Origin of the sequence: Catellatospora sp. TT07R-123, from assembly GCF_018327705.1 — a bacterium.
Taxonomy (GTDB): domain Bacteria; phylum Actinomycetota; class Actinomycetes; order Mycobacteriales; family Micromonosporaceae; genus Catellatospora.
Genome location: NZ_BNEM01000001.1, coordinates 2,801,137 through 2,825,829, shown reverse-complemented (window position 1 = coordinate 2,825,829; position 24,693 = coordinate 2,801,137). Strand labels below are relative to the sequence as shown.

At 72.3% G+C, this 24,693-nt stretch carries 21 protein-coding genes; 13 read left to right on the top strand and 8 right to left on the bottom strand.

The features are described from left to right. Window positions 1-6 precede the first annotated feature (6 nt). Window positions 7-966 (bottom strand): LD-carboxypeptidase, encoded by a 960-nt coding sequence (locus tag Cs7R123_RS12005; protein WP_212826077.1) that lies wholly within the window; start codon window positions 964-966, stop codon window positions 7-9. An 80-nt stretch (window positions 967-1,046) separates the two neighbouring features. On the opposite strand from Cs7R123_RS12005, the gene Cs7R123_RS12000 reads away from it, so the two are divergent. The 9 genes from Cs7R123_RS12000 to Cs7R123_RS11960 all read left to right on the top strand — a co-directional run bounded on the left by Cs7R123_RS12000 (window position 1,047) and on the right by Cs7R123_RS11960 (window position 9,871). Next, complete coding sequence (locus Cs7R123_RS12000) at window positions 1,047-2,015, top strand: endonuclease/exonuclease/phosphatase family protein (RefSeq protein WP_212826075.1); 969 nt, start codon at window positions 1,047-1,049, stop codon at window positions 2,013-2,015. A gap of 112 nt (window positions 2,016-2,127) precedes the next feature. Beyond that, the gene (locus Cs7R123_RS11995) at window positions 2,128-2,826 is read left to right on the top strand and encodes a hypothetical protein (protein WP_212826073.1); all 699 of its coding nucleotides are present in this window, start codon (window positions 2,128-2,130) and stop codon (window positions 2,824-2,826) included. Then, on the top strand, window positions 2,823-3,503 hold the full coding sequence (locus tag Cs7R123_RS11990) for a DUF4166 domain-containing protein (protein WP_212826071.1): 681 nt from the start codon (window positions 2,823-2,825) through the stop codon (window positions 3,501-3,503). The genes Cs7R123_RS11995 and Cs7R123_RS11990 overlap by 4 nt, the downstream gene beginning before the upstream one ends. Before the next feature lie 102 nt (window positions 3,504-3,605). Continuing rightward, window positions 3,606-4,241, top strand: coding sequence for a TetR/AcrR family transcriptional regulator (locus tag Cs7R123_RS11985; protein WP_212826069.1), 636 nt, complete (start codon window positions 3,606-3,608; stop codon window positions 4,239-4,241). 73 nt (window positions 4,242-4,314) lie between these two features. Beyond that, window positions 4,315-4,875, top strand: a complete 561-nt coding sequence (locus tag Cs7R123_RS11980; protein ID WP_212826067.1) for a hypothetical protein — start codon at window positions 4,315-4,317, stop codon at window positions 4,873-4,875. Continuing rightward, a complete protein-coding gene (locus tag Cs7R123_RS11975) occupies window positions 4,872-5,168 on the top strand; it encodes a hypothetical protein (RefSeq protein WP_212826065.1) in 297 nt (98 codons plus the stop codon). Before Cs7R123_RS11980 ends, Cs7R123_RS11975 begins: the two co-directional genes overlap by 4 nt. Before the next feature lie 23 nt (window positions 5,169-5,191). Beyond that, window positions 5,192-5,956 (top strand): type 1 glutamine amidotransferase, encoded by a 765-nt coding sequence (locus Cs7R123_RS11970; protein WP_374706937.1) that lies wholly within the window; start codon window positions 5,192-5,194, stop codon window positions 5,954-5,956. A gap of 27 nt (window positions 5,957-5,983) precedes the next feature. Further along, window positions 5,984-8,968, top strand: a complete 2,985-nt coding sequence (locus tag Cs7R123_RS11965) for a bifunctional [glutamine synthetase] adenylyltransferase/[glutamine synthetase]-adenylyl-L-tyrosine phosphorylase (protein WP_212826063.1) — start codon at window positions 5,984-5,986, stop codon at window positions 8,966-8,968. 120 nt (window positions 8,969-9,088) lie between these two features. Next, window positions 9,089-9,871 (top strand): metallophosphoesterase, encoded by a 783-nt coding sequence (locus tag Cs7R123_RS11960; RefSeq protein ID WP_212826061.1) that lies wholly within the window; start codon window positions 9,089-9,091, stop codon window positions 9,869-9,871. Window positions 9,872-9,948: 77 nt separating this feature from the next. Here Cs7R123_RS11960 and Cs7R123_RS11955 read toward each other — a convergent pair whose 3' ends face one another. Continuing rightward, window positions 9,949-12,483 (bottom strand): penicillin acylase family protein, encoded by a 2,535-nt coding sequence (locus Cs7R123_RS11955; RefSeq protein WP_244871770.1) that lies wholly within the window; start codon window positions 12,481-12,483, stop codon window positions 9,949-9,951. 198 nt (window positions 12,484-12,681) lie between these two features. Between Cs7R123_RS11955 and Cs7R123_RS11950 the strand changes: the two genes are divergently transcribed. After that, a complete protein-coding gene (locus Cs7R123_RS11950; protein ID WP_212826059.1) occupies window positions 12,682-13,131 on the top strand; it encodes a holin in 450 nt (149 codons plus the stop codon). Between the two features lie 823 nt (window positions 13,132-13,954). On the opposite strand, the gene glnA is transcribed toward Cs7R123_RS11950, so the two are convergent. After that, window positions 13,955-15,388, bottom strand: coding sequence for a type I glutamate--ammonia ligase (gene glnA / locus Cs7R123_RS11945; RefSeq protein ID WP_212826057.1), 1,434 nt, complete (start codon window positions 15,386-15,388; stop codon window positions 13,955-13,957). Between the two features lie 238 nt (window positions 15,389-15,626). Between glnA and Cs7R123_RS11940 the strand changes: the two genes are divergently transcribed. Beyond that, window positions 15,627-15,992, top strand: a complete 366-nt coding sequence (locus tag Cs7R123_RS11940; RefSeq protein WP_244871769.1) for an RDD family protein — start codon at window positions 15,627-15,629, stop codon at window positions 15,990-15,992. A gap of 209 nt (window positions 15,993-16,201) precedes the next feature. Here Cs7R123_RS11940 and Cs7R123_RS11935 read toward each other — a convergent pair whose 3' ends face one another. The 4 genes from Cs7R123_RS11935 to lipA all read right to left on the bottom strand — a co-directional run bounded on the left by Cs7R123_RS11935 (window position 16,202) and on the right by lipA (window position 19,829). Then, entirely contained in the window at window positions 16,202-17,452 is a 1,251-nt protein-coding gene (locus Cs7R123_RS11935; RefSeq protein WP_212826053.1) for an MFS transporter, read from the bottom strand. Between the two features lie 19 nt (window positions 17,453-17,471). Continuing rightward, the gene (locus tag Cs7R123_RS11930; RefSeq protein WP_212826052.1) at window positions 17,472-18,044 is read right to left on the bottom strand and encodes a helix-turn-helix domain-containing protein; all 573 of its coding nucleotides are present in this window, start codon (window positions 18,042-18,044) and stop codon (window positions 17,472-17,474) included. Window positions 18,045-18,180: 136 nt separating this feature from the next. After that, window positions 18,181-18,864, bottom strand: coding sequence for a DUF4191 domain-containing protein (locus tag Cs7R123_RS11925; protein WP_212826050.1), 684 nt, complete (start codon window positions 18,862-18,864; stop codon window positions 18,181-18,183). Between the two features lie 32 nt (window positions 18,865-18,896). Beyond that, the gene (lipA, locus tag Cs7R123_RS11920) at window positions 18,897-19,829 is read right to left on the bottom strand and encodes a lipoyl synthase (protein WP_212826048.1); all 933 of its coding nucleotides are present in this window, start codon (window positions 19,827-19,829) and stop codon (window positions 18,897-18,899) included. 315 nt (window positions 19,830-20,144) lie between these two features. On the opposite strand from lipA, the gene aspS reads away from it, so the two are divergent. Beyond that, entirely contained in the window at window positions 20,145-21,413 is a 1,269-nt protein-coding gene (gene aspS / locus Cs7R123_RS11915; RefSeq protein WP_212826046.1) for an aspartate--tRNA(Asn) ligase, read from the top strand. Window positions 21,414-21,690: 277 nt separating this feature from the next. Here the strand turns inward: aspS and lipB are convergent, their stop codons facing one another. Then, window positions 21,691-22,344 carry a lipoyl(octanoyl) transferase LipB gene (lipB, locus tag Cs7R123_RS11910; protein ID WP_212826044.1) on the bottom strand — a complete coding sequence of 218 codons (654 nt, stop codon included), beginning with the start codon at window positions 22,342-22,344 and terminating at the stop codon, window positions 21,691-21,693. Between the two features lie 314 nt (window positions 22,345-22,658). Between lipB and Cs7R123_RS11905 the strand changes: the two genes are divergently transcribed. Next, a complete protein-coding gene (locus Cs7R123_RS11905) occupies window positions 22,659-24,665 on the top strand; it encodes an MMPL family transporter (RefSeq protein WP_244871994.1) in 2,007 nt (668 codons plus the stop codon). The last annotated feature ends 28 nt before the right edge of the window (window positions 24,666-24,693 follow it).

Here is a 24,693-nt window from a genome sequence, read left to right as displayed (position 1 = left end):
GCCGCGCTAGGCGGCGGCCGCCGCGACCGTGAGCGTGCCCGCGTCGACGTCGAGCACGGCCCGGGTGCCCAGCGGCACCGCGGTGTGCTGGGCGCCGTGGCCGACCGGCAGCCCGCCGAGCACCGGCAGGCCCAGCCCGGCCAGGCGCTCGGCGACGACCTCGGCCACGGTCACCGGCCAGCCGTCGGCGCAGTCGGTGAACTGGCCCACCGCGATCCCGGCGACCCCGTCGAGCGCGCCGCCGCGGCGCAGCTGGGTCAGCATCCGGTCGATGCGGTACGGGAACTCGCCCACGTCCTCGATCAGCAGGATCGCGCCGGTCAGGTCGGGGGAGTGCGGGGTGCCCAGGGTGCTGGCCAGCAGGGACAGGTTGCCGCCGAGCAGCACGCCCTCGGCCCGCCCGGAGGTGCGCACCGGGTAGGTCTCCTCGGCCGGGTCGGCCGCGACCACCACCGGCTCACCGGTCATCAGCGCGTGCCGGGCACCCAGCGCGGTCGGCGAGTCGGCGCCCTTGTCGAACTGGGCCGCGACCGGCCCGTGCACAGTGGCCAGCCGGGCGCCCTGCCACAGCGCCAGGTGCAGCGCGGTGATGTCGGAGAAGCCCATCACCAGCTTCGGGTCGCGCAGCACCGCGTCGAGGTCGATGCCGTCGACGATGCGCTGGGCGCCGTACCCGCCGCGGGTGCACAGCACAGCCCGCATCCGGTGGTCGGACAGGGCCGCGTTCAGGTCGTCCAGGCGCTGCTCGTCGGTGCCGCCGAAGAAGCCGTGCCGGGCCAGCACGTGCGGGTACACATGCGGGCGCAGTCCCCAGCCGGTCAGCACGGCCACCGCCGCGTCCACCCGCTCGGCGGGCACCGGGCCCGACGGCGAGACCAGCGCCACCGTGTCGCCGGGCCGCAGCCGGTCCGGGTGCAGGGTCGGCAGCAGGGCGGGAGCGGCGGACGGGGCGGCCGGGGCGGTCATGGGGGCAGAGCTTAGCTCTGCACACAACCTTCACAAAGGCGGCCCCCGAGCTCGGGCGCCGCTGCCTAGAGTCCGAGCACATGCGGAGCTTCCTGCGGTTCACCGTCCGGTCCGTGCTGCCGTGGCTGCTGGTGCTGCCCGGCGCGATGTGGGCGCTGCTGCGCCTGACCGGCGCGGACGAGTGGTACCCGATGACCCAGCTGATCGCGTTCACCCCGTACGTCGCGCTCGGGGCGCTGGTGCCCCTGGCGGTCCTGCTGGTGTGGCGGCGCTGGCCCGCCGCGGCCGCCGCAGGCCTGGTGGCGGTGCTGCTGGCGGCCGTCGTGCTGCCCCGGATGACCGCAGACGGCGACCCGCTCGCCGGGGCGAAGGGCCCTGAGCTGAGGGTGCTGACCGCCAACGTGCTGGCGGGCTCGGCCAGCTCGGCCGGGCTGGTGGCACTGGTGCGCGAGCAGCGGGTGGACGTGCTGGCGATCCAGGAGATGACGCCGACCTTCGTCGCGGAGCTGGAGGCGGCCGGGCTGCGCGACACGCTGCCGTACTGGGTGACCTATCCGGACCCGAACGTGGGCGGCTCCGGCCTGTTCGCGCGGTATCCGCTGCGTGACGCCGGGATGCGGCTCAACCCGTGGCACTTCGGGCAGGCCAAGGCCGTGCTGACCATGCCGGGCGGGCAGGAGGTGGCGCTGGAGTCGATGCACCCGACCGCGCCGTCGACCGAGGTCGCGGTGCCGCCGTGGCGGACCAGCTACGCCGACCAGCAGCCGGCCACGCCGGACGGGCCGGTGCGGGTGCTGCTGGGCGACTTCAACGCCACGCTGGACCACCACTTCGTGCGCGACCTGGTCGACTCCGGCTACCGCGACGCCGCCGACGTGACCGGGCACGGGCTGATCGGCACGTGGGGCCCGTACGACGGGGACCGGATCCCGCCCGTGGTGCTGGACCGGGTCCTGGCCGACCGGCGCGTCGGCATCCGCGACTACCGCGTGCTCTCCCTGCACGGCAGCGACCACCGCCCCGTCCTGGCCGAACTCGTCCTGCCCTGACCCCACCCGGGGGTCGGGGGGTGAGCTGGGTCGCAGGTGACTTGAGCGATCGCTCAAACATGGCTACAGTCTGAGTTGACCGATCGCTCAAATCGCGCGGAGGGAGGGCGGTATGCGGCCGATCTACGTGGAGACGCTGGTGCGGGCCGGGCTGGAGCCGCTGTGGCGCGCCACCCAGGACCCGGGCGAGCACCAGCGCTGGGACGCCCGCTTCGGGCGGATCAGCTACCTGCCCCGGCCGGACGGGCAGCCGCAGCGGTTTCGGTACGCCACCACCGTGCTGCCCGGACTGACCGTCCACGGCGTCGGCGTGAGCGCGGGGGAGCGCGTGCGCCCCGACGGCACCCGCACCTCGGTGCTGCGGTTCCGGGCGGAGCACCCGCTGTCGCTGGTCGACACCGGGTCCGGCTACTGGCGGTACGTCCCGGTCCCCGGCGGCACCAGGTTCCTCACCGGGTACGACTACCGCCCCGGCTGGGGCCGCCCCGGCACGGTCGCCGACCGGCTGTTCCGGCCGGTGTTCGGCTGGCTCACCGCGTGGTCGTTCGACCGGCTGCGGCTGTGGCTCGACCACGGGATCGACCCGCGGCGCTCGCTGGCGCACGCCCTGGCCGAGACCGCCGTCCGGGCGGCCGTCACCGTGGCCGCCGCGCTGCTGGGCGGGCCGGTGGCGGGGCTGGCCGCCGGGGTGCTGGCGCTGGCCGTGCCCCCGCATCCGGCCACTCCCGCCGCCCGCCGCTGCCTGCGCCGCCCACCCGACCGCACCGCGGCCACCGCCCCCGCCCGGCTCGACCCCCTGGAGCAGCCATGACCTCGATCTTCCAGCGCGCGCTTGGCGCCGACTTCGACCGCCTGCACCCGCAGTTGCGCCGCCGCTTCGGCTTCGCCAGCGACGACCGCACCGCCTGTGTCGGCACCGGGGTGATGGCCGAGATCTGGCGCGGGCGCGCCTTCACGCTGCCGTTCCTGTACGCGGGCGCCACCCGCAACATCCTGTTCCCCGAGCGCGGCCGCGACGTGCCGTTCACCATCCAGAACTTCGCCTACCGCGACTCCCACGACCGCGAGACCGTCACCTTCGTCCGCACCTTCGACCTGGGCGGAGTGCGCCGCCGCTTCGACGCGACGATGATCTACAGCGCGGCCCGGGGCCGGGTCGTGGACTACCTCGGCACGCACCAGCACCTCGCCGTCGACCTCGACCTGCGCGTGGACGGCCAGGGCGGCCTGCACATCCGCACCGGCAGCCAGCGCTTCCACGAAGGACTCATCGGCATGCGGCTGCCGCTGGCGCTGTCCGGCACCGCCCGCGTCCACGAGTGGTACGACGACGACGCGGGCTGCTTCCGGATCCAGGTCGACGTCGCCAACAGCAGGTTCGGGCCGCTGTTCGGATACCGGGGCGCGTTCACGGCGACCTATCTCGACACCGCCGCGTCGCCGGTGCCGGATTCTGTCAGACCCGTGCGCGAGAGTCTCCGAGACTGAGTCGGATAACAGACTTCGGGCGGCGCCGGCCACAAAGGCAACGGGGGGTGGCCGGCGCCGCCCGGGACCTCTACCTAGGCTGGACGGGCGGAGAGGGGAACGATGTCCGACACCAAGCAGCGGCTGCTCGACGGTGCCATGGCCACGCTGCGCGACCACGGCATCGCGGGCGCGTCGGCGCGCACGATCGCCACCGCCGCCGGGGTCAACCAGGCGCTGATCTTCTACCACTACGGCAGCGTCGAGGACCTGCTCGTGACCGCCTGCCAGACCGCCACCGCGGCCCGGGTCGAGGCATACCGGCAGCGGCTGGAGTCGGTCACCTCGCTGCGCGGGCTGCTCGACGTCGGCCGCGCCCTGCACGAGGAGGAGCGCGAGCTCGGCAACGTCGCGGTGCTGGCACAGATGCTGGCCGGGGCGCAGCACGGCGGCAAGCTCACCGAGACCACCGCGCAGGCGCTCGCACTGTGGACGGTCGAGATCGAGCACGTGCTGCGGCGGGTGCTGACCGGCTCGCCGATCTCCGAGATCGCCGACGTCCCCGGGCTGGCCACGGCGGTGTCGGCCGCGTTCATCGGACTCGAGCTGTACGAGGGCGTCGACCGCGACGGCGCCCAGCGGGCCATGGCGGCGCTGGAGCAGCTCGCGGTGCTGGTCGAGATGGTCGAGGACCTCGGCCCGGTGGCCCGCCGCGCCCTGCGCGCCCGCATCGCGAAGAAGACCTCCCGCCGCCCCTGACCCGCCCGTGTCCCTTCGGGCACACGGGATTGCGCCCCGCCGCTACGCTTCGCCGCGACGAACGGGGCGACGCATGCGGCGATGGCACGACATGAGGGCGGCGCGCAAGGCGACCGCGGTGGGCATGGGCTTCGTGCTCGCCGCCGCGTCTTTCGGCCTGCAGCATGCCATCGTCGGGGCCGAGGTGCCCCCGGCCGATCCACTGCCCCGAGTCTGCGGCCTCATGCGGCCCGAGCTGCTGGCGAGCCTGCTGCCGGGCGGCGCGGAACCGGACGAGTTGTGGGGCGAGAAGAGCGACCGGCGCTGGGCGGCCTGCATCGCCGGGAGCCGGGAGGTCGCCGGTGCGAAGCTCTCGGTGCAGGTCACGCGCTTCGGCAGGGGCGAGCACGGCGGCCCGGCCGACCAGGCGAAACACGCGCACGGCGGCTTCCTGGCGGCGGACAGGGACATTCCCGTGTCAGGTCTGGGCGACGCGGTCCGCTGCTGGATGGACCACGACTTCACGGAGGCCTACCTGATGGTCTGGTCCGGTACGTACGTGCTCTACCTGCACTACAAGAATCCGCAGGCCAGAGGCAAGCAGCTGGTCGAGGGCGTGCTACTGACGGGGCAGGAGGTGCTCGCCGCGCTATGACGTACGGTCACTCACCCGTTCCGGCGGTGACGAACCTGCGCGACAGCCTGCCGCCGCGCCATCGGCTCACCCGGTTCGAACGCAAGGTCGCGGCCCTGGTCCTGGTCGCGACGCTGGCCGCCGGGTTCGGCGGGTACGGCCTCGGACTGCTGGTCGTCGGGAGGCTCACCCAGTGGCAGATCGTCGTCGAGGACGGCATGCGGGGCCGCCCCCAGCGCCCCGTGCTGCCCACGGCCCCGTTCCGTGGCGCGTCGCCGCGCCCGACCGGCACCCCGGGGCCGACACCCTCCTGACCGGGCGGGCTAACCTCGTCGGCGTGGCGACCGCACTGGTGATCGAGAACGACCCGACCGACGACCTGCGCCGACTCGGCGACTGGCTGACCGAGGCCGGCCTGGACCTGGCCGTGCTCCGGCCGCACGCCGGCGAGGAGCTGCCCGACGACCTCGCCGGGTACGACGCGTTCGTGGTGCTCGGCGGTGAGCAGGACGCGTTCCCGACCGGCGGGGTGCCCGGCGCGCCGTGGTTCCCGAAGCTGGAGGGGCTGCTGCGCAAGGCCGTCAAGCACCGGGTGCCGACGCTGGCGATCTGCCTCGGCGGGCAGCTGCTCGCCCAGGCGCACGGCGGCACGGTCGAGCGGTCCACCACGGGTCCCGAGATCGGCGCCCGGCTGGTGGCCCGGCGCGACGTGGCCGAATCCGACCCGCTGTGGTGGGCGGTGCCGTTCGCGCCCGACGTGATCCAGTACCACTTCGACGAGATCACCGAGCTGCCGATCGGGGCGACCCTGCTCGCGGCCTCGCCGCGCTACCCGCACCAGGCGTTCCGGCTCGGCGACCGGGCCTGGGGCACCCAGTTCCACATCGAGTGCGACCTCGACATGTTCGCCGGGTGGATCGAGAACAACCGCGACTGGATGACCGAGCAGGGCTGGCAGCCCGACGGGCTGATCGCGGGCGTCGAGGCCACGCAGGAAGACGTGGCCGAGGTGTGGCAGCCGTTCGCGCGGCGCTTCGCCGACCTGGCGCTGGGGCGTACGCCCGAGGTGGACGTGCGCCGGGATCTGCCGCTGCTGGGCTGACCCCCGGCCAACCGATAGCCTGGGCGCGTGGCGGGCATCGGCAGGCTGGCGCGGTTCGGCTTCACCCTCGGGGCGACCGGGCCCGACCCGGTGGTGCTGCTGCGCGGGCTGCGCCTGTGGGACCCCGAGGCGCAGCGGCCCGTCGACGAGGAGAGCGCGCTCGTCCTGGAGCAGCTCGGCCGCGCCGCCGACCCCGACCTCGCGCTGCGCCAGCTGCACCGCATCTGGGAGCGCGACCCCGAGGTGCTGGAGCGGCTGGGCGCCGACGAGGACCTGCGCATCCGGCTGCTCACCGTGCTCGGGGCGTCGTCGGCGCTGGGCGACCAGCTCGCGGCGCAGAGCGGGCAGTGGCGGGTGCTCACTCACACGGTGCCGCCGCGCTACGAGGTGCACAGCGGGCTGGCCGACGTGCCCGCGCTGCGGCTGGGATACCAGCGGGGGCTGCTGCGGATCGCGGCGGCCGACCTCGCCGACGGGGTCGACGTCGAGACGACGATGGCCGAGATCACCGCGCTGGCCGACGCGACGCTGCGGGCGGCGTACCGGATCGCGCTGGGGCGGGTGCCGACGCGGCCGAGGCTGGCCGTGATCGCGATGGGCAAGTGCGGCGGGGACGAGTTGAACTACGTCTCCGACGTGGACGTCATCTTCGTCGCCGCCGAGGACGAGGACCTCAGCGCCGGTACGACCGTCGCGGCGGCGCTGATGGAGATCTGCGGGCACGTGGCGTGGCCGGTCGACGCGGCGCTGCGGCCCGAGGGCGGGCGCGGCCCGCTGGTGCGTACGCTGGCCAGCCACCTGGTGTACTACAAGCGCTGGGCGCGGACCTGGGAGTTCCAGGCGCTGCTCAAGGCGCGTCCGGTGGCCGGGGACGCGGGGCTGGGCAAGGCGTGGCTGGCCGCACTGCAACCGCTGGTCTGGCACGCCGCCGAGCGGCCCGAAGCCGTCGAGGACGTGCGGGCCATGCGGCGGCGCATCATCGACCAGGTGCCCCGCAACGAGGTCGACCGCGAGATCAAGCGCGGGCCGGGCGGCCTGCGCGACATCGAGTTCGCGGTGCAGCTGCTGCAACTGGTGCACGGCCGCGGCGACGAGTCGCTGCGCTCGGGCAACTCGCTGCGCGCACTGCGGGCCCTGGTCGCGGGCGGGTACGTCGGCCGCGGCGACGGCGAGGCGCTGAGCAAGGCGTACCGGTTCCTGCGCAACGTCGAGCACCGGCTGCAACTGCAGCGGCTGCGGCGTACCCACACGGTGCCCGCCGACGACGGCGCCGCCGGGACCGCCGCGCTGCGCTGGCTGGCCCGCGCCATGAACTACCGGCGCGAGGAGCCCGCCCTCGGCGTGGGACGCGCCCGCGAGGGCGCCGGGCTCGACCCGGTGGCGGCGTTCCGCGCAGACTGGGTCACCCACGCCGCCGAGGTGCGCCGCCTGCACGCCAAGCTGCTCTACCGCCCGCTGCTGGCGGCCGTGGCCCGGGTGCCCGCCGACGGCCTGTCGCTGCGCGCCGAGGGCGCCCGGCGCCGCCTGGAGCTGCTCGGCTACGCCGACCCGGCCGGGGCGCTGCGCCATATCGAGGCGCTGACCGCCGGGGTGTCGCGCACCGCCGCGATCCAGCGGACGCTGCTGCCGGTGCTGCTGGCCGAGTTCGCCGACGCGCCCAACCCCGACGCCGGGCTGCTGGCCTACCGCCAGGTCTCCGACACCCTCGGCAGCACCCCGTGGTACCTGCGGCTGCTGCGCGACGAGGGGCCGGTGGCGCTGCGCCTGGGCCGGGTGCTGGACAGCTCCCGCTACCTCACCGACCTGCTCACTCGCGACCCGGAGGCGCTGCGGCTGCTCGCCGACGACACCGAGCTGGCGCTGCGGGCCCGCGAACCGCTCTGCGACGGCCTGGCCGCCGCCGCGGCCCGCCACCCCGACCCGCGCTCGGCCGTCGCGGCGGTCCGCGCGATGCGCCGCCGCGAGCTGTTCCGCATCGGCAGCGCCGACCTGCTCAGCGGCGCGGGCGAGCTGGCCCCCGCCAGGCCGCTGGACGTGCTCGAGGTGGGACAGGGCCTGGCCGACCTCACCGACGCGACCCTCGGCGCCGCGCTGGCGGTGGCTCGTCAAGCGGTCGGCGCGCCGCCGGACTTCCGCTTCGCGATCATCGGTATGGGCCGCCTCGGCGGCGCCGAGCTGAGCTATCCCAGCGACGCCGACGTGCTGTTCGTCTACGAGCCCGCCCCCGGCATGCGCGACACTGAGTCGACTGCTCGTCGCATGCGCGACGACGAGGCCAACGGCGTCGCCCTGGCCATCGCCGAGCAGCTGCGCACGCTGCTGTCGGCCCCGGCGCCCGACCCGCCGCTGGGCGTCGACGCCGACCTGCGCCCCGAGGGCCGCCAGGGCCCGCTGGTGCGCAGCCTCGCCGCGTACCAGCGCTACTACGCCACCTGGTCGCAGGTGTGGGAGGCGCAGGCGCTGCTGCGGGCCCGCCCGGTGGCCGGCGATGCCGACCTGGCGCGCCGGTTCACCGCGCTCGTCGATCCGATCCGCTACCCCGCCGACGGGCTGCGCCGGGAGCAGATCACCGAGATCCGCCGGATCAAGGCACGGGTCGAGAGCGAGCGGCTGCCCCGGGGCGCCGACCCGCTCACCCACACCAAGCTGGGCCGGGGCGGCATCGCCGACGTCGAGTGGACGGTGCAGCTGTGGCAGCTGCGCCACGGCCACGAGGTCGAGGGCCTGCGCAGCACCCGTACCCTGGTCGCGCTGCGTGCCGCGCACGAGGCCGACCTGGTCTCGGTCGAGGACGCCGAGGTGCTCGACGCGGCCTGGACCCTGTGCTCCCGGGTCCGCAACGCGCTCACGCTGATCCGCGGCCGGGCCGTCGACCAGCTGCCCCGCCACGGCGACGAGCTCGCGGGCGTGGCCCGCATCCTGGCGGCGGGCGACCCCGGCGAGTTCCTGGACGAATACCTCAAGACCACCCGTCGCGCCCGCGCCGCCGTCGAGCGACTGTTCCACGCGTGAGCCCACACCTCATGCGGTGTGTCCACACCACATGAGGTGTGGACCGCGATGAGGAATACGCCGCCGACCGTGTTCCGGCCGTGATCGTTTTCGAAACGCGCCTGGCGTACTGTGTGCCCCGTGACGCTGTATGTGGTCGGTGACGTGCATGGACACCTCGTGCCACTGACCCGGGCGCTGCGCGGGACAGGCCTGCTCGACGAGCACGGTGCCTGGTCCGGCGGCGACGCGCGGCTGTGGTTCCTGGGCGACCTGACCGACCGGGGCCCGGACGGGGTCGGCGTGATCGACCTGATCCGGCGCCTGCAGGGCGAGGCCGCGGCGGTCGGCGGCGAGGTCGGCTGCGTCATCGGCAACCACGACATGCTGCTGTACGGCAGCAGGCACACGCCCCACTCCGCCGTCACCGACCTGCGCGACATCATCGGCGTCTGGGCCCTCAACGGCGGCCAGGAGGCCGACCTGGCCGGGCTCGACGACGGGCGCTCGGACTGGCTGGCCGCCCTGCCCGCGGTGGCGCTGGTCGAAGACCACCTGCTCATCCACGCCGACACCATGGCCTACCTGGAGTTCGGCGCCACGATCGACGAGATCAACGCCGCGGTACGGCAGATCATGCTCGACCGCGACCCGGAGACGTTCGGGCGCAACACCCGGCTGCTGTTCCGCCGCTTCGAGTTCCTGTCCACCGGCGGCCCCGACAACGCTCGCGACCTGCTGTCGCGGCTCGGGGGCAGCCGGATCGTGCACGGGCACTCCACCATTCCGGAGACGTTCGGGGTGCCGCCGGAGGTGGTGTGCGCGCCGGTCGTGTACGCCGAGGGGCTGGCGGTGGCCGTCGACACGGGGATCTCGCTCGGCGCGGCCTGCCTGGTGGTGCCGCTCCCGCTTCAGCAGGCCTAGAGACCGCTTCAGCAGGCCTAGAGACGAAGGAGGGGCACCTGCTTGCAGGTGCCCCTCCTGACCTCTGGCGGCGGACGCTAGGGCGTCAGCGTCAGGGTCTGCTCGGTCTCCTTGTCGGTGCCGAAGCGGAACGGCAGCAGCTGGCCCGTACGCCACAGCTCGAACTGGTCGAAGTAGTTGTCGTGGAACGCGTGGCCCGAGTTGCCGGTCAGCTGCACCCAGCGCGAGTCGTCCAGGTCCGCCAGGTTGACGATCATCCGCATCGACGGCACCGCGTCGACCTCGTACCCGTCGCCGGCGCTCCAGCCGGTCGCGTTGACGATCGAGTCGCCGCCGGAGACACCGGCCGCGGGCTCGTTGAACAGCCACTCGATCGGGCCGATGCCCGACTCGCCGAACGTCGCGTGGGTCGGGGTCAGCGTGTGCATGGCACCCCAGCGCCACTGCGACACGTCCTCGCCCTGCGCCTCCGACAGCTCCTTCACCGCGTCCGACATGGCCCGGACCAGGATGTCGTCGCGCTTCTCCACCGCCGAGGTGGACTTCACGTCCCAGTACGGGTCGTCCGGCTTGTCCAGCAGCGCCCGCACCACCTCGAACCACCGGTCGCCGCCGTCGGGGGCGTAGTCGGCCGGGATCTCGTCGAAGGTCAGCAGCAGCAGGTTGCGCCAGATCGCGTTGTAGTACGCCGCGGCCGCCGAGCCCTCGCCCTGCTGGAAGTCCCAGCCCTGGAGCAGCTTGTCCGCGTCCTGCTCCACCTTCGAGCGGCCCGCCCGCTGGTCGGCCTGGAGCACCGGGATCAGCGTCGGGGCGAAACCGTTGCGGTTGTCGAACTGCATCTGCTGCACGTCGTCCAGCGTGATGCCGGACTTCGCCTTGATCATGTCGTTGATGCGCTGGCTGCGGTAGCCGAAGCTCCAGTCGTCGGTCAGGTGGTGCTGGTACTGGTCACCGATGACCTTCTGGTTGGCGGTGGCGACGTACCCCTGCTCCGGGTTGAACACGCTGGGCAGCTCCGCGAACGGGAGGTAACCGGTCCAGTCGTACTTGCTGTCCCAGCCCTGGGCGAACCACCTGCCGTCGCCCTGGGCGCCCCGCACGGGGATGCGGCCGGGGGACTGGTAGCCGATGTTGCCGTCGACATCGGCGTACACGATGTTCTGCGCCGGGACCTCGAACAGTGACGCCGCCGACCGGAACTCGGTCCAGTCCTTGGCCTTGTTCAGCGAGAACAGGGCGTCCGCGGTGCGGCCGGGGTCCAGCGCGGTCCAGCGGATCGCCAGGCCGTACTGGCCGCCGAGCTTCTTCAGGCTCTCGCTGGCGTCCGACAGCAGCGGGCCGTGCTTGCTGGAGCGGACCGTGATGGTCACGTCCTGGCCGCCCGCGACCTTGATGACCTCCTGGCGGGTGGTCAGCGGCTCCCAGGCGCCGTCGACGTTCACCTTGTCGCCGTCGAGCTTCTCCAGGTACATGTCGATCACATCGGGGTCGAGGTTGGTGAAACCCCATGCGATGCGGTCGTTGTGGCCGATCACCACGCCGGGCACGCCGGAGAAGGTGAAGCCCGCGACCTTCAGGCCGCACTCGCAGAACAGGCCCATCTGGTACCAGATGCCGGGCTGGCTCGGGCTCAGGTGCGGGTCGTTGGCCAGGATCGGCTTGCCGGTCGCGGTCAGCTTGCCCGAGATCACCCACGAGTTCGAGCCGATGCCGTCGCCGTCGGCGTTGCCCATCAGACCCGGCAGCTTGGCCAGGCCGTCGGCCAGATCCATCAGGCCGCCCGCGGGCAGCGGCACCGTGTCGGCCTTCGGGGCCGAGGTGGTCGGCTCGCCCTTCGCGTTCTGGTCGAACGCCCCGTTCACCACGGCGCCGCCGGGCACGATCGGCACGTTGCGGTCCACCGGGTACGCCGGGTAGAGCTGCTCCACCTGCTCGACCGTCAGGCCCTCGGCCTTGAGCGCCTCGCGGCGGATCTCGGTCTCCATGTTGCCGCGCAGGTCCCACGCCATCGCCTTGAGCCAGGCGAGGCTGTCGGCGGCCTGCCACGGCTCCACCACGTAGTCGGAGTTCTGCAGCCCGAGGATCGAGTACTCCAGGCTCAGCGCGCCCGAGGCGGCGAAGCCCGCACCCTTCTTCTCGGTGTTGGCGGCCAGCCACGCGTTCACGCCGTCGGCGTACGCCTTGAGGCCCTGCTGCGCCTGCGGCGACAGCAGCCCCACCTCCTGCTCGGCCACCCGGCGCCAGCCCATGGTGCGCAGGTACTTGTCCGTGTCGAGCTGGCTCGCGCCGAACAGCTCCGAGATCCGGCCCGCCGTCACGTGGCGGCGGAAGTCCATCTCCCAGAACCGGTCCTGGGCGTGCAGGTAGCCCTGCGCCCGGTACAGGTCGTCGGCGGTCTTCGCGAAGACCTGGGGGATGCCGTGCCCGTCGCGCTTGACGGTGACCGGCGCGGACAGGCCCGGCAGGGACAGGGTGCCGTCCTGGGTGGGGAAGGCCCGGCGCACCGACCACACCCCGAGCCCGGTGGCGACGATGGCGAGCACCACCACCACACCGAGGGCCCAGAGCGCGACCTTGCGCAGGCGGCGCAGGAAAGTACGTGGGGGTTTCACGTTGGCGGAGTCTACGCACCAGGTGTGATCGTCGTTACCGCCAGGTAACGGAAATCCTACGGACGGCTGGCCGAGGCTGGCCGAACCGCCAGCAGGGCAGGTGGGGGCAGGTGTCGTACACGCGACGCCTCCCGGCGACCCGAGGCATCTAGGCTCATGCGCGTCTTCGGGCTTCACCCCCCTTTAGGGAGCAACCGCATGTACCTGCTCAACAAGCAGTTCTGGATCGGCACCATGGAGCGTGCGATCAAGACCTTCGTCCAGGCGCTGATCGCGGCGTTCGGCGTCGGGTCGGTCAGCGGCGCCATCGGCGCCGACGTCACCGCCATCGAGTGGCGCGGGGCGCTGTCGCTGGCGGTCAGCGCGGCCCTGCTGTCGGTGCTGATGTCGGTCGGATCGGGCCCGATCGGCGCCCCGAACAGCCCCAGCCTGGTATCGCTGGCCGCCCCGGTCCTCGGCGCCTCCCCGGCCGCCGTCGCCCTGGCCACCGCCACCGCCACCGCCCCCGCTCCGGCCGCCCCCGCGCCCGCCGCCCCCGCCGCCCCGGCTCCGGCCGCTGCTGCTCCGGCCGCTGCTGCTCCGGCCGCTGCTGCGGCGGCCCCGGCTGCGCCCGCTGCCTCCTCCGCCGCGTCGGCGCCGACGGCCTGATCCACCGGCCCGGATCGGGTCGGCGTCGCCTTTCGACGTCACCGGCCCGGAGACGGGCCCGGTTGGCGACGCGATGGGTCCGGCGAGGCGAAGAGTCGGCGACGCGACGGCTCCGGCGACCTGCGCGGGACCGGCGACGTACGCGGGTCCGGCGACCTGCGCAGGTCCGGCGACGTACGCGGGACCGGCGACGTACGCGGGACCAGCGACCTGCGCAGGTCCGGTGGCGTGCGCGGGACCGGTGGCGTGCGCGGGACCGGTGGCGTGCGCGGGACCGGTGGCGTGCGCGGGACCGGCGGTCACCCGGGCGGGTCGGACTGCGGCTTCAGGCGGTTGATCGCCGTCTTCGGTCGAAAGGTGGGCTGGATGCCCAGGCCGCGACCGAAGACGGCGATCATGCGGACACCCGGCAGCCGCGAACGGTGTTTGACGCCGGAAAGCGGTCGGCTGCTGCGGCGATCGTCGCGATGCGGCTCTGATGATCGCTGGTTGCGGTCGCGAAATGAACTCTGAGCGCATCCGATGACCGGAAACCCCGATCTTGGCGCGAAGGCCTGGCAGAACGCGGGGCCTGGCAGAACGCGGGGCCGGCGCGGTGCGTGTTGGTGGAGCGCGTGGCGGCTAGAGCGCGGACGCCGGCGGGCGCCAGGCCGGTGGCGCGGAAACCCCGGCGGGCGCGGAAACCCCGGCGGGTGCGGAAGCTCGTGGGCGCGTGGCGCGGTGGCGCGGTGGAATGTCGTGGCGCGGTGGAATGTGGTGGAAGAGGGAGAGGGCCGGGCGTTTGACGCCCGGCCCTCTCGCCGTGGTGCAGCGGCTGCTGGAATCAGCAGTCGAAGTACATCTGGAACTCGTGCGGGGTCGGGCGCAGGCGGACCGGGTCGATCTCGTTGGACCGCTTGTAGTCGATCCAGGTCTCGATCAGGTCGCTGGTGAACACGCCACCAGCCTGCAGGTAGTCGTTGTCCTTCTCGAGCGAGTCGAGCACGTCGGACAGCGAGCCCGGCACCTGGGTGACGTTCGCGACCTCCTCCGGCGGCAGGTCGTAGAGGTCCTTGTCGATCGGAGCCGGGGGCTCGATCTTGTTGCGGACACCGTCGAGACCGGCCATCAGCATCGCCGAGAACGCCAGGTACGGGTTCGACGACGGGTCCGGGCAGCGGAACTCGATGCGCTTGGCCTTCGCGTTCGTGCCGGTCACCGGGATACGGGTGCAGGCGGAGCGGTTGCGCTGCGAGTACACCAGGTTGACCGGCGCCTCGAAGCCCGGCACCAGGCGGCGGTACGAGTTGACCGACGGGTTGGTGAAGGCCAGCAGCGACGGCGCGTGGTGCAGCAGACCGCCGATGTACCAGCGGGCCATGTCCGACAGGCCGCCGTAGCCGGTCTCGTCGTAGAACAGCGGCTCGCCGCCCAGCCAGAGGCTCTGGTGGGTGTGCATGCCCGAGCCGTTGTCGCCGAACAGCGGCTTCGGCATGAAGGTCGCGGTCTTGCCGGCCTGCCAGGCGGTGTTCTTGATGACGTACTTGAACAGCTGCATCTGGTCGCCGGAGGCGAGCAGCGTGGAGAACTTGTAGTTGATCTCAGCCTGACCGGCGGTGCCGACCTCGTGGTGACCGCGCTCGACCGTGTAGCCGAGGTTCACCAGGTTGGTCACCATCTGGTCGCGCAGGTCCGCGTAGTGGTCGGTCGGCGCGACCGGGAAGTAGCCGCCCTTGTAGCCGGGCTTGTAGCCGCGGTTCGCCGAGCCGTCGGCGTTGGTCGCCGCACCCGTGTTCCAGGCACCCTCGATCGAGTCGATGTGGTAGAACGCCTGGTTCGGCTGGGTGGAGTAGCGGATCGAGTCGAAGATGTAGAACTCCGCCTCGGCGCCGAAGTACGCGGTGTCGGCGAAGCCGCTGGCGGCCAGGTAGGCCTCGGCCTTCTTCGCCACGTTGCGCGGGTCACGCGAGTACGCCTCACGCGTGAACGGGTCGTGGGTGAAGAAGTTCAGCGCCAGGGTCTTCTGGACCCGGAACGGGTCGATGAACGCGGTGGTCACGTCCGGCAGCAGCATCATGTCCGACTCGTGGATCTGCTGGAAACCACGGATGGACGAGCCGTCGAAGGCGAGCCCGTCAGTGAAGACGCTCGCGTCGAACGACTGCACCGGCACCGTGAAGAACTGCATCACGCCGGGCAGGTCACAGAAGCGGACGTCGACGAACTTGACGTCTTCGTCCTTGAGGTACCGAAGCAGTTCTTCGGAGTTGGCGAACACACGTCCTCCTGGCACGGATGGTCTCTGGGAGAGCTACGGCCCCCACTCAGCACATCTCTCGGGGGCTCTTCCCTGGGAAACGCGGCCGACGGCGCTGCGTTGCGTCGGGTGGCCATTGGCTGGTCGCGACGCTAGAACCGCGGCGTTGCCCGGCCGTGTCAGTTTTGTTTCGGCCGTGTTACGTCACCTGTAAACCGGCCCGATGAGCTGCCCCAGACCCGGGCGGTACGCTCACCGGGTGACAGACGCCTCGCTACCTGCTGTTCCCTCGCTGGCCAGGCGGTTCGGCGCCCTGCTGCTCGACTGGATGCTGTGTGTCCTCGTCGCCGGGTTGTTCGCCCGTCCGATGGTGGACGCCTGGGCCCCGGTTGTCGTGCTCATCGCCGAATACACCTTCTTCGTCGGCCTGTTCGGCCAGACGCCCGGCATGCGCCTGGCGAAGATTACCTGCCTGGGTGAGCAGACGGGTCAGCCGGTCGGCCTACTTCGCGGTGCCGTCCGCGGCATCCTGCTCGCGCTGGTCCTGCCGGCCCTGCCGCTGGACGCCGAGCGCCGCGGCCTGCACGACCGCATCACCGGCACCCTGATCCGCCCCGCAGTCTGAGCGTTCCCGGCGCCCGCCCCCGCGGAACAACCTGGAACTGACAGCTCCCGCTGCGGGCTCCACCCGCACGACCACCGCTTCCGCGCGACGCGCCACGAACCCCCGTTGCGCCACGGACCTCCGTTTTTCATAGACGTTGGCCTATCACATCGAGCCCGACGGCGTGCCAACTCTTTGTAATAGGCCAACGTCTATGAAAAACGAGTCTGTCAGGCGGCTGCGCCGGTCAGGGTGGCGCCCCGCAGGGCGGGGACCGCGACGCACAGGGCCGCCGCCACCAGCTCCAGTGACGCGCTGCCCGCGAACGTCGCCACCGTCCCGAACGTGCCCGCCGCAGCGCCGACCGCCGCGATCGCCAGCGGGGTGACCCCCAGGCTGGCCAGCGTATTCACACTGGCGATCCGCCCCCGGTGGGTGTCGGCCGTGTGCCCCTGCACCAGCGCCGACAGCAGCACCCCGAGCGGCCCGCTGGTCAGCCCGACGACGGTCGTGGCGGCCACCGCCCACCCCGCCGCCGGGGCCAGCGCGACGGAGAACACCGCAGCCCCCTGTAGGGCCGCGGCGGCGGCCAGGACCGGGCCGAGGCGGCGCTTCGGGCGTACCCGCAGCATGGCCAGGCTGCCCACCGCGGCGCCGGCGCCGAATCCGGCGAGCATGGCCCCGATGCCGCCTGCGCCCCAGCCCCGGTCGTCGGCGACCAGGGCCAGGCCGACGTTCATCGGTCCGACGAAGCCCACGTTGACCAGCAGGGACACCCCGAGCGTGCTGCGCAGGACCGGGTGGCCCGCCAGGTGCCGCAGGCCGTCGCGGATCGAGGCGGCCAGCGGTGTACGGGCGGCGGCGGCCGGGGCGGGCGCGGGGCGCACCGACCAGAGCGCGAACACCGATACGGCGAAGGTGGCCGCGTTGACCAGGCAGGCCAGCGGCAGGCCGCCGAGCGGCAGCAGCAGGCCGCCCAGCGGGGCGCCCAGCGTGAGCGCCAGGCGCGCGGCCAGGCCGGACAGGGCCAGCCCGCCGGTGAGCTGCGCCGGGGCGAGCAGGCGCGGCGGCATCGTGCCCGCGGCGGGCAGGAACAGCGCGTCGGCGACGCCGAACGCCAGCGCGACCAGCACCAGCAGGGTGATGCTCGGCTGGGCGAGCGCGATGGCGGCGGTGGTCAGCGCGATCGCGCCCCGGGCCAGGTCGCTGCCGATCATGAGGCGGCGGGGGCCGTACCGGTCGACGAACGCGCCGCCGAACAGCAGCAGCAACAGCCGCGGCACCGAGGAGACGGCCAGGACGGCACCGGCGGTGGCCGGGTCGGCGAGCTGGACGGCGGTGTACGACAGCGCGACGTACCAGACCTGGTCGCCGAGGACGGAGACGGCCTGACCCGTGACGTAGCGCAGGTAGGCGGGTTCGCGGTGGGCGGGGCGGGCCGGGGTGGTGGCCGGGGCGGGGGCGAGGGTGGCGGTGGTCATCGGGGGCTCCAGCCGGTGCTCAGGGACGCTCGGGGAAGGCGTGGAAGAAGAGGAAGACGTGCTCGCGGTCGGGGTCCGGGTCCGGGGCGGCGGCACGTTCGCGGCCGCGGCCGGCCCAGCGCACGAGCACCTCGTGCAGTTCGGCGGTCAGCTCGCCCAACTCGTCCGGGGTGAGCCGGAGGAACGAGTCGCTGCTGGTCGCGGCGGCCTGCCACTGGGGGCTCCAGGTGTCGCGGCCGCGCTCGTACGCGCGCACCCGCTCGAACTCGTCGATGACGACCTGGGCCTTGGCCGCCGCGGCGACGGCCTGGCCCTCCGGGGTGGGGAAGTCGACGTGGGCCCAGCCGGTGGAGCCGGGCACGGCGCGCCACCAGCGCTCGCGGCGGTCGCGGGCCAGCTCGGGCACGTCCTCGACGAAGCCGTGCCGGGCCAGCTCGCGCAGGTGGTAGCTGGTCTGCCCGGGATCGGTCCCCAGCCGCTTGGACAGGGTCGCGCCGGTCGACGGCCCGAGCTGCACGAGCAGCCGGTACAGCTTCTGCCGGATCGGCTGGGCGAGCCCCTTGAGCACCTGCGGATCGGTGATGCGTCGCATGCCGTAGACGTTAGATCCAGTAGAACTCTTCCGGAAGCTTTCTACTGGATCTTATAGATATCGATGAACTGAAGCATAAGAAAGGGCACCTTCCACCGCGTCAAGCGATGAGAAGGTGCCCTTCCGTACGTCAGCGTCAGCGCATGCGGCCGCGGGGCATCTTGGGGCGGAACTCCTTGGGGAGGCCGCCCTTGGGCATCTGTGGGCGGGCCGTCAGCGCGGTCAGCGCGCGGTCCAGGGCGTTGATGTCCTTGCCCTTCAGGCGGGGAGGCAGGCGCAGCAGCGTGGTACGCAGCTTGCGGATGCTCAGCTGGCCCTCTTCGGTGCCGATGATGTAGTCGTACAGCGGGGTGTCGCCGATGACCTTGGCCAGGCGGCGCTTCTGCTCGCCGAGCAGCGGCTTGACCCGCTGCGGGGCGCCCTCGGCCAGCAGGATGATGCCGGGCTTGCCGATCACCAGGTGCACCACGTCCATCTGCGCGGTGGCGCTGACGGCCTGCTTGACCCGCCAGTCACCGCGCATCTGCTCGACGAGCTGGCCCGCCGCGCCCGGCTGGCCCTCCATCATGTTCATCATCGCGGTGTTGGACCGCAGGTTGAGCACGATGAGCACCGCGAGCAGCGCGAACAGGATGCCGATGGGGAGCCACATCCAGCCGGCGCCGAGCAGCACGGCGGTGATCGCCACGGCCAGCGGGATCAGCGAGGCGGCCGCGACCAGCGGCACGAACCAGCGGTCCTGCTTGGCGGTGAACGAGAACACCATGCCGATCTGCTTCAACCGCTGGAAGAAGGAGACCTTTTCTTCGGCCTTTGCCATGGGTGTGGATCCTAAGGGTCGATGTCGACGGTTCAGGCGGCGGTACGGGCTGCCAGGGCCTGACGGTACAGGCGTCCGGCCCGGTACGACGAGCGAACGAGCGGACCGCTCATCACCCCGGCGAAGCCGATCTCGGTCGCCTCGGCGCTCAGCTCGACGAACTCCTCCGGCTTGACCCACCGCTCGACCGGGTGGTGGCGCGGGGTCGGGCGCAGGTACTGCGTGATGGTGATCAGCTCGCAGCCGGCCGCGTGCAGGTCGCGCAGCGCCTGCGACACCTCTGCGCGCTCCTCGCCCAGGCCCAGGATCAGGTTGGACTTGGTGACCAGTCCGGCCGCGCGGGCCTTGGTGATCACTTCGAGGGAGCGCTCGTACCGGAACGCGGGCCGGATGCGCTTGAAGATGCGCGGCACGGTCTCCACGTTGTGCGCCAGCACCTCGGGCGCGGCCGCGAACACCTCGGCCAGCTGCTCGGGGACGGCGTTGAAGTCGGGGATGAGCAGCTCGACGCCGCAGCCCGGGACCAGGTTGTGGATCTGGCGCACGGTCTCGGCGTACAGCCAGGCGCCGCCGTCGGGCAGGTCGTCGCGGGCCACCCCGGTCACGGTGGCGTACTTCAGGCCCATGGTCGCCACGGACTCGCCGACCCGGCGGGGCTCGTCGGCGTCGAACTCGGCGGGCTTACCGGTGTCGATCTGGCAGAAGTCGCAGCGACGGGTGCACTGGTCGCCGCCGATGAGGAAGGTGGCCTCGCGGTCCTCCCAGCACTCATAGATGTTCGGGCAGCCCGCTTCCTGGCAGACCGTGTGCAGGCCCTCCCGCTTCACCAGCGAGTGCAGCTGGGTGAACTCCGGGCCCATCTTCGCTTTAACCTTGATCCACTCGGGCTTGCGCTCGATCGGCGTCTCGGCGTTGCGGGCCTCTACGCGCAGCAGGCGGCGGCCCTCAGGAGCGACGATGGTCATGCGGCCAGCGTACGCGCCGACGACCCCTTGATCTCAGCATGGGTAACGGACGTCTCAGCGCCCGACACGGCCCGAAAACGGTTGCCCACGGCGCGGCGGACCGCTAGCGTCGTCGCTCAACAGCTGGGACGGGGCGAATCACCGGAGTGACGCCCGGGTCGAGCCGGTCAGACCGTGCTCGTGTGGCTCCGAACCCGCTGCAAGAGGCCCCGATCCGTCCGGATCGCGGGTGAAGGTGTGGTGGCACCGCGGGTTCCCAAACCGCCCACACCCCTTTGGGGATGGCGTTGCGGAAGAACCCGGAGGTAAACACCCATGCAACGCATCCTTTCCGCTGAGCTGCCCGCGCACGTGGGCGCACGGATCACCATCGCCGGCTGGATCCATCGCCGCCGGCTGCTCAAATCGGTCGCCTTCCTGATCGTGCGCGACGCCGCAGGACTGAGCCAGGCCGTCATCGCCGAACCCGGGCTGCGCGAGCTGGTCGAGACGCTGCCCGAGGAGACCGTCGTCGCCGTCGAGGGCACGGTGACCGCCAACCCGGCGGCTCCCGGCGGGGTCGAGCTCACCGAGGTGGGCGTACGGCTGCTCGGCGAGCCCGCGCAGGCGCCGCCGTTCGACCTGTACCGGCCGGTGCTGACCGCGGGCCTGCCCAGTCAGCTCGACCACGCGCCGGTGTCGCTGCGCCACCCGTCCCGCTCGCGCGGGCTGCGGGTCGCCGCCGCCGCCACGGGCGGGTTCCGCCGGACGCTGGACTCCCTCGGCTTCACCGAGATCCACACGCCGAAGATCACCGCGACCGCGACCGAGTCCGGCGCCAACGTCTTCGCGATCGACTACTTCGGCCGCCCGGCCTACCTGGCCCAGTCGCCGCAGTTCTACAAGCAGATGATGGTCGGCGTCTTCGAGCGGGTGTACGAGGTAGGGCCGGTGTTCCGGGCCGAGCCCAGCGACACCACGCGGCACCTGGCCCAGTACACGTCGCTCGACGCGGAGCTGGGGTTCGTCGGCGACCACCGGGACGTGATGGCGGTGCTGCGCGAGGTGGTGGCCGGGATGGTCGGCCGCGTCGGCGAGCTGGGCTTCGAGCTGAACCTGCCCGAGGTCCCGGCCGAGATCCCGGCCCTGCACTTCAGTGAGGCGCTGAAGATCGCGGGCGCGCCGGAGGACGAGCCGGACCTGGCGCCCGCGCACGAGCGGGCGATCGGGGACTGGGCGGTGCGCGAGCACGGCAGCGAGTTCGTGTTCGTCACCGGGTATCCGATGGTCAAGCGGCCGTTCTACACCCACCCCGAACCGGGCGACCCGCGCTGGTCCAACAGCTTCGACCTGCTGTTCCGGGGTCTGGAGATGGTGACCGGCGGTCAGCGGCTGCACCGGTACAGCGACTATGTCGCGGCGCTGGCGGCGCACGGCGAGAGCCCGGCGGCGTACGAGTCGTACCTCCAGGCATTCCGGCACGGCATGCCTCCGCACGGCGGCTTCGCCATCGGGCTGGAGCGCTTCACGGCGCGCATCACCGGCGCCCCCAACATCCGCGAGGTCACCGCCTTCCCGCGCGACCTCAACCGCGTCACGCCCTGACCCGGCGACCGCGCCGCGCCCGTTCGCTCCGCGTTCGACCGCGCCGTGTCCGGCCGGGGCGCGGCGCGGCCGTTCGGGCTGCGCTTGACTGCCCTGCCCTGCCCCGCTGCGCCCTGTCCGCGCCGCACTTAGCATCGACGCTGGCCTATCTAGAAGACGGATTCTTTGAAAATGTCCTCTAGATAGGCCAGCGTCTATGAAAACGGGCTGGGCGGCCGGGCGGCCGGTCGCCCGGGTGGCTGGGCGCTGGGTGGGCCGGAGTCGGGGGCCGGGATGGTCAGCCGAGGATGGCGGGGAGGTGGTGTTCGACGATGGGGAGGACCTCGTCGACCGTCACGTCGCGGCCGAGTTCGGCCGTCAGCGAGGTCACCGAGGCGTCCTTGATGCCGCACGGGACGATGCGGTCGTACCAGGTCAGGTCGGGGTTGCAGTTGAGGGCGAAGCCGTGGAGGCTGACGCCGCGCGCGACGCGGATGCCGATCGCGGCGACCTTGCGGTCGGGGCCGCGCTCGTCGGCGCGCACCCACACCCCGGACCGGCCCTTGACCCGCTCGGTGGCCAGGCCGAGTTCGGTGCAGACGTCGATGAGCATCTGCTCGGTCCGGCGTACGTGCGCCACGACGTCGGCCAGGCCGCCGCGGATGACGGGCAGCTTGACGATGGGGTACCCGACGATCTGGCCCGGCCCGTGCCAGGTGATCTTGCCGCCGCGGTCGACGTCGACGACCGGGGTGCCGTCGAACGGTCGTTCCCAGGGTTCGGTGAGCTTGCCGGCGGTGTAGACGCTCGGGTGCTCCAGCAGCAGCACGGTGTCGGGCTCGGTGCCCGCCACGACGCCCTCGTGCAGGCGGCGCTGCTCGTCCCAGGCGGTCAGGTAGTCGACGGTGCCCGCGCGGCGTACGGCGAGCGTGGGGATCGCAGTGCTGGTCACGTCGCCAGGCTACTCGCGCGGCGGGTCGCGGCGGCCGACAGTGGCGGGGGTCACCCGCACCCGTGAATGCGTGCCCCGCTCGCGATCGGTAATGTGAGCCACAAGCGTGCTCGTGAAAGTTTTCACAAATAGTGGCACGTACTGCCATCTTATGAAGTTGACAGGGAAGGCTCGCTATGACGGCGACGCGGGAGAAGAAGGAGCCCCGGGTGGGCGACCCGGGCACGGGCGAGGACCGGCCGGGTCCGGCCCGGCGGCTGCACTGGGTGCTGCCGGCCGTGGCCCTGGTGCTGTGGCTGCTGGTCGGCGGCGGCATGGGCAGCCTGGCCCAGAAGGTCAGCGAGGTGCAGAAGAACGACAACGCCTCGTTCCTGCCCGAGAGCGCCGAGGCCACGTCCGTGCTCGACCTGGCCCAGAAGTTCGCCGGGATCGAGGCCGTGCCCGCGCAGCTGATCTACGGCCGGAGCACCGGCCTCACCGCGGCCGACGAGGTGACGATCGCCGACCAGCTCCGTGCGATCAAGGCGGAGCTCGGCGCGCACCTCGTCGACGTCCCGCTGATGCCCGAGCGTTCGACCGACGGCAAGTCGATGCAGGTCACCGTGCTGTTCTCGGAGACCGACGCGCAGAAGAACGTCGAGTACGTCGAGTGGATCCGCGACCACACCGGCACCGCCGACGGCCTGGAGGCGCACGTCGGCGGCCTGGGCGGCATCCTCACCGACATGATGGCCGTCTTCGGTTCCATCGACGGGCTGCTGCTCGGCGTCACCGTCGGCATCATCGCGGTCATCCTGCTGATCGTGTACCGCAGCCCGATCCTGCCCGTGGTCGTGCTGGTCGGCGCCGGGCTGGCGTTCGCCCTGGCCAACGGCGTGGTCTACCTGCTGGCCAGGAACGACGTCATCACCGTCTCCGGCCAGAGCCAGGCCATCCTGGACGTGCTCGTGCTGGGCTCCGCCACCGACTACGCGATGCTGCTGGTCTCCCGCTTCCGCGAGGAGCTGCGCCGCACCGAGAGCCGGTATGACGCGATGCGGGTCGCCCTGCGCGCCTCGTTCGAGCCGATCCTGGCCAGCGGCGCCACCGTCATCCTCGGCCTGCTGTGCCTGCTCGTGTCCGACCTCGCCTCCAACAAGGGCCTGGGCCCGGTCGGGGCCATCGGCATCGCCAGCAGCCTGCTCGTCTCGCTGACCCTGCTGCCCGCCATCCTGGTCCTGCTCGGCCGGGTCGCCTTCTGGCCGGTGCGCCCCAGGTTCGGCTCCGCCCCCGCCGAGGAGCGCGGCATCTGGGCGAAGGTCTCCGCCCTGGTCGGGCGCCGCGCCCGGCTGGTCTGGATCGCCACCGCGTTCCTGCTGCTGGCTGGCGTGGCCGGGCTGACCCAGCTCAAGGCCGACGGCATCCCGCAGACCGAGGGCTTCACCGGCCACCAGGACTCCGTCGCCGCCCAGGAGCTGACCAACGCGCACTTCCCCGGCGGCACCGGCAGCCCCGCCGAGATCGTCGTCCGGGCCGACAAACTGGACCAGGCCCTGGCGGTGGTACGGCAGACCGCCGGCGTCGCCGAGGCGCACGTCTACACCGGCCCGTTCCCGATCCCGGGCGCGCCGCCCAAGGTGGTCGACGGGCTGGTCCGCATCGACGCCACGCTGGCCGACGCGGCCGACTCGCCCGCCGCCACCGCGGCCGTCCAGCGGCTGCGCGACGGCGTGCACGCGATCGAGGGCGCCGACGCCAAGGTCGGCGGGTTCACCGCGATCAACATGGACGTCCAGCACACCTCGCAGCGCGACCGCAACGTGATCATCCCGCTGGTGCTGGGCGTGATCTTCCTGATCCTGATGGTGCTGCTGCGCTCGATCGTGGCACCGCTGCTGCTCATCGCCACGGTCGTGCTGTCGTACCTGGCGACGCTGGGCATCTCCGGGTTCGTGTTCACCGACATCCTGGACTTCCCGGGCGCCGACTCGTCGTACCCGCTGTTCGCGTTCGTGTTCCTGGTGGCGCTCGGCGTCGACTACAACATCTTCCTGATGACGCGGGTCCGCGAGGAGGCCGGGAAGATCGGCCACCAGGCGGGCACGCTCAAGGGCCTGGCGGTGACCGGCGGCGTGATCACCTCGGCGGGCGTGGTGCTGGCGGCGACGTTCGCGGCCCTGGCCGTGCTCCCGCTCGTGTTCGTGGTCGAGATCGCGTTCGCGGTGGCGTTCGGCGTGCTGCTGGACACGCTGCTGGTGCGGTCGCTGCTGGTCCCGGCGCTGACCGTGGACCTCGGCCGAGTGGTGTGGTGGCCGGGCAACCTCTGGCGCCAGTCCCGCTGACCCAGGCAGCAGAAAGGGCACCCTCTAC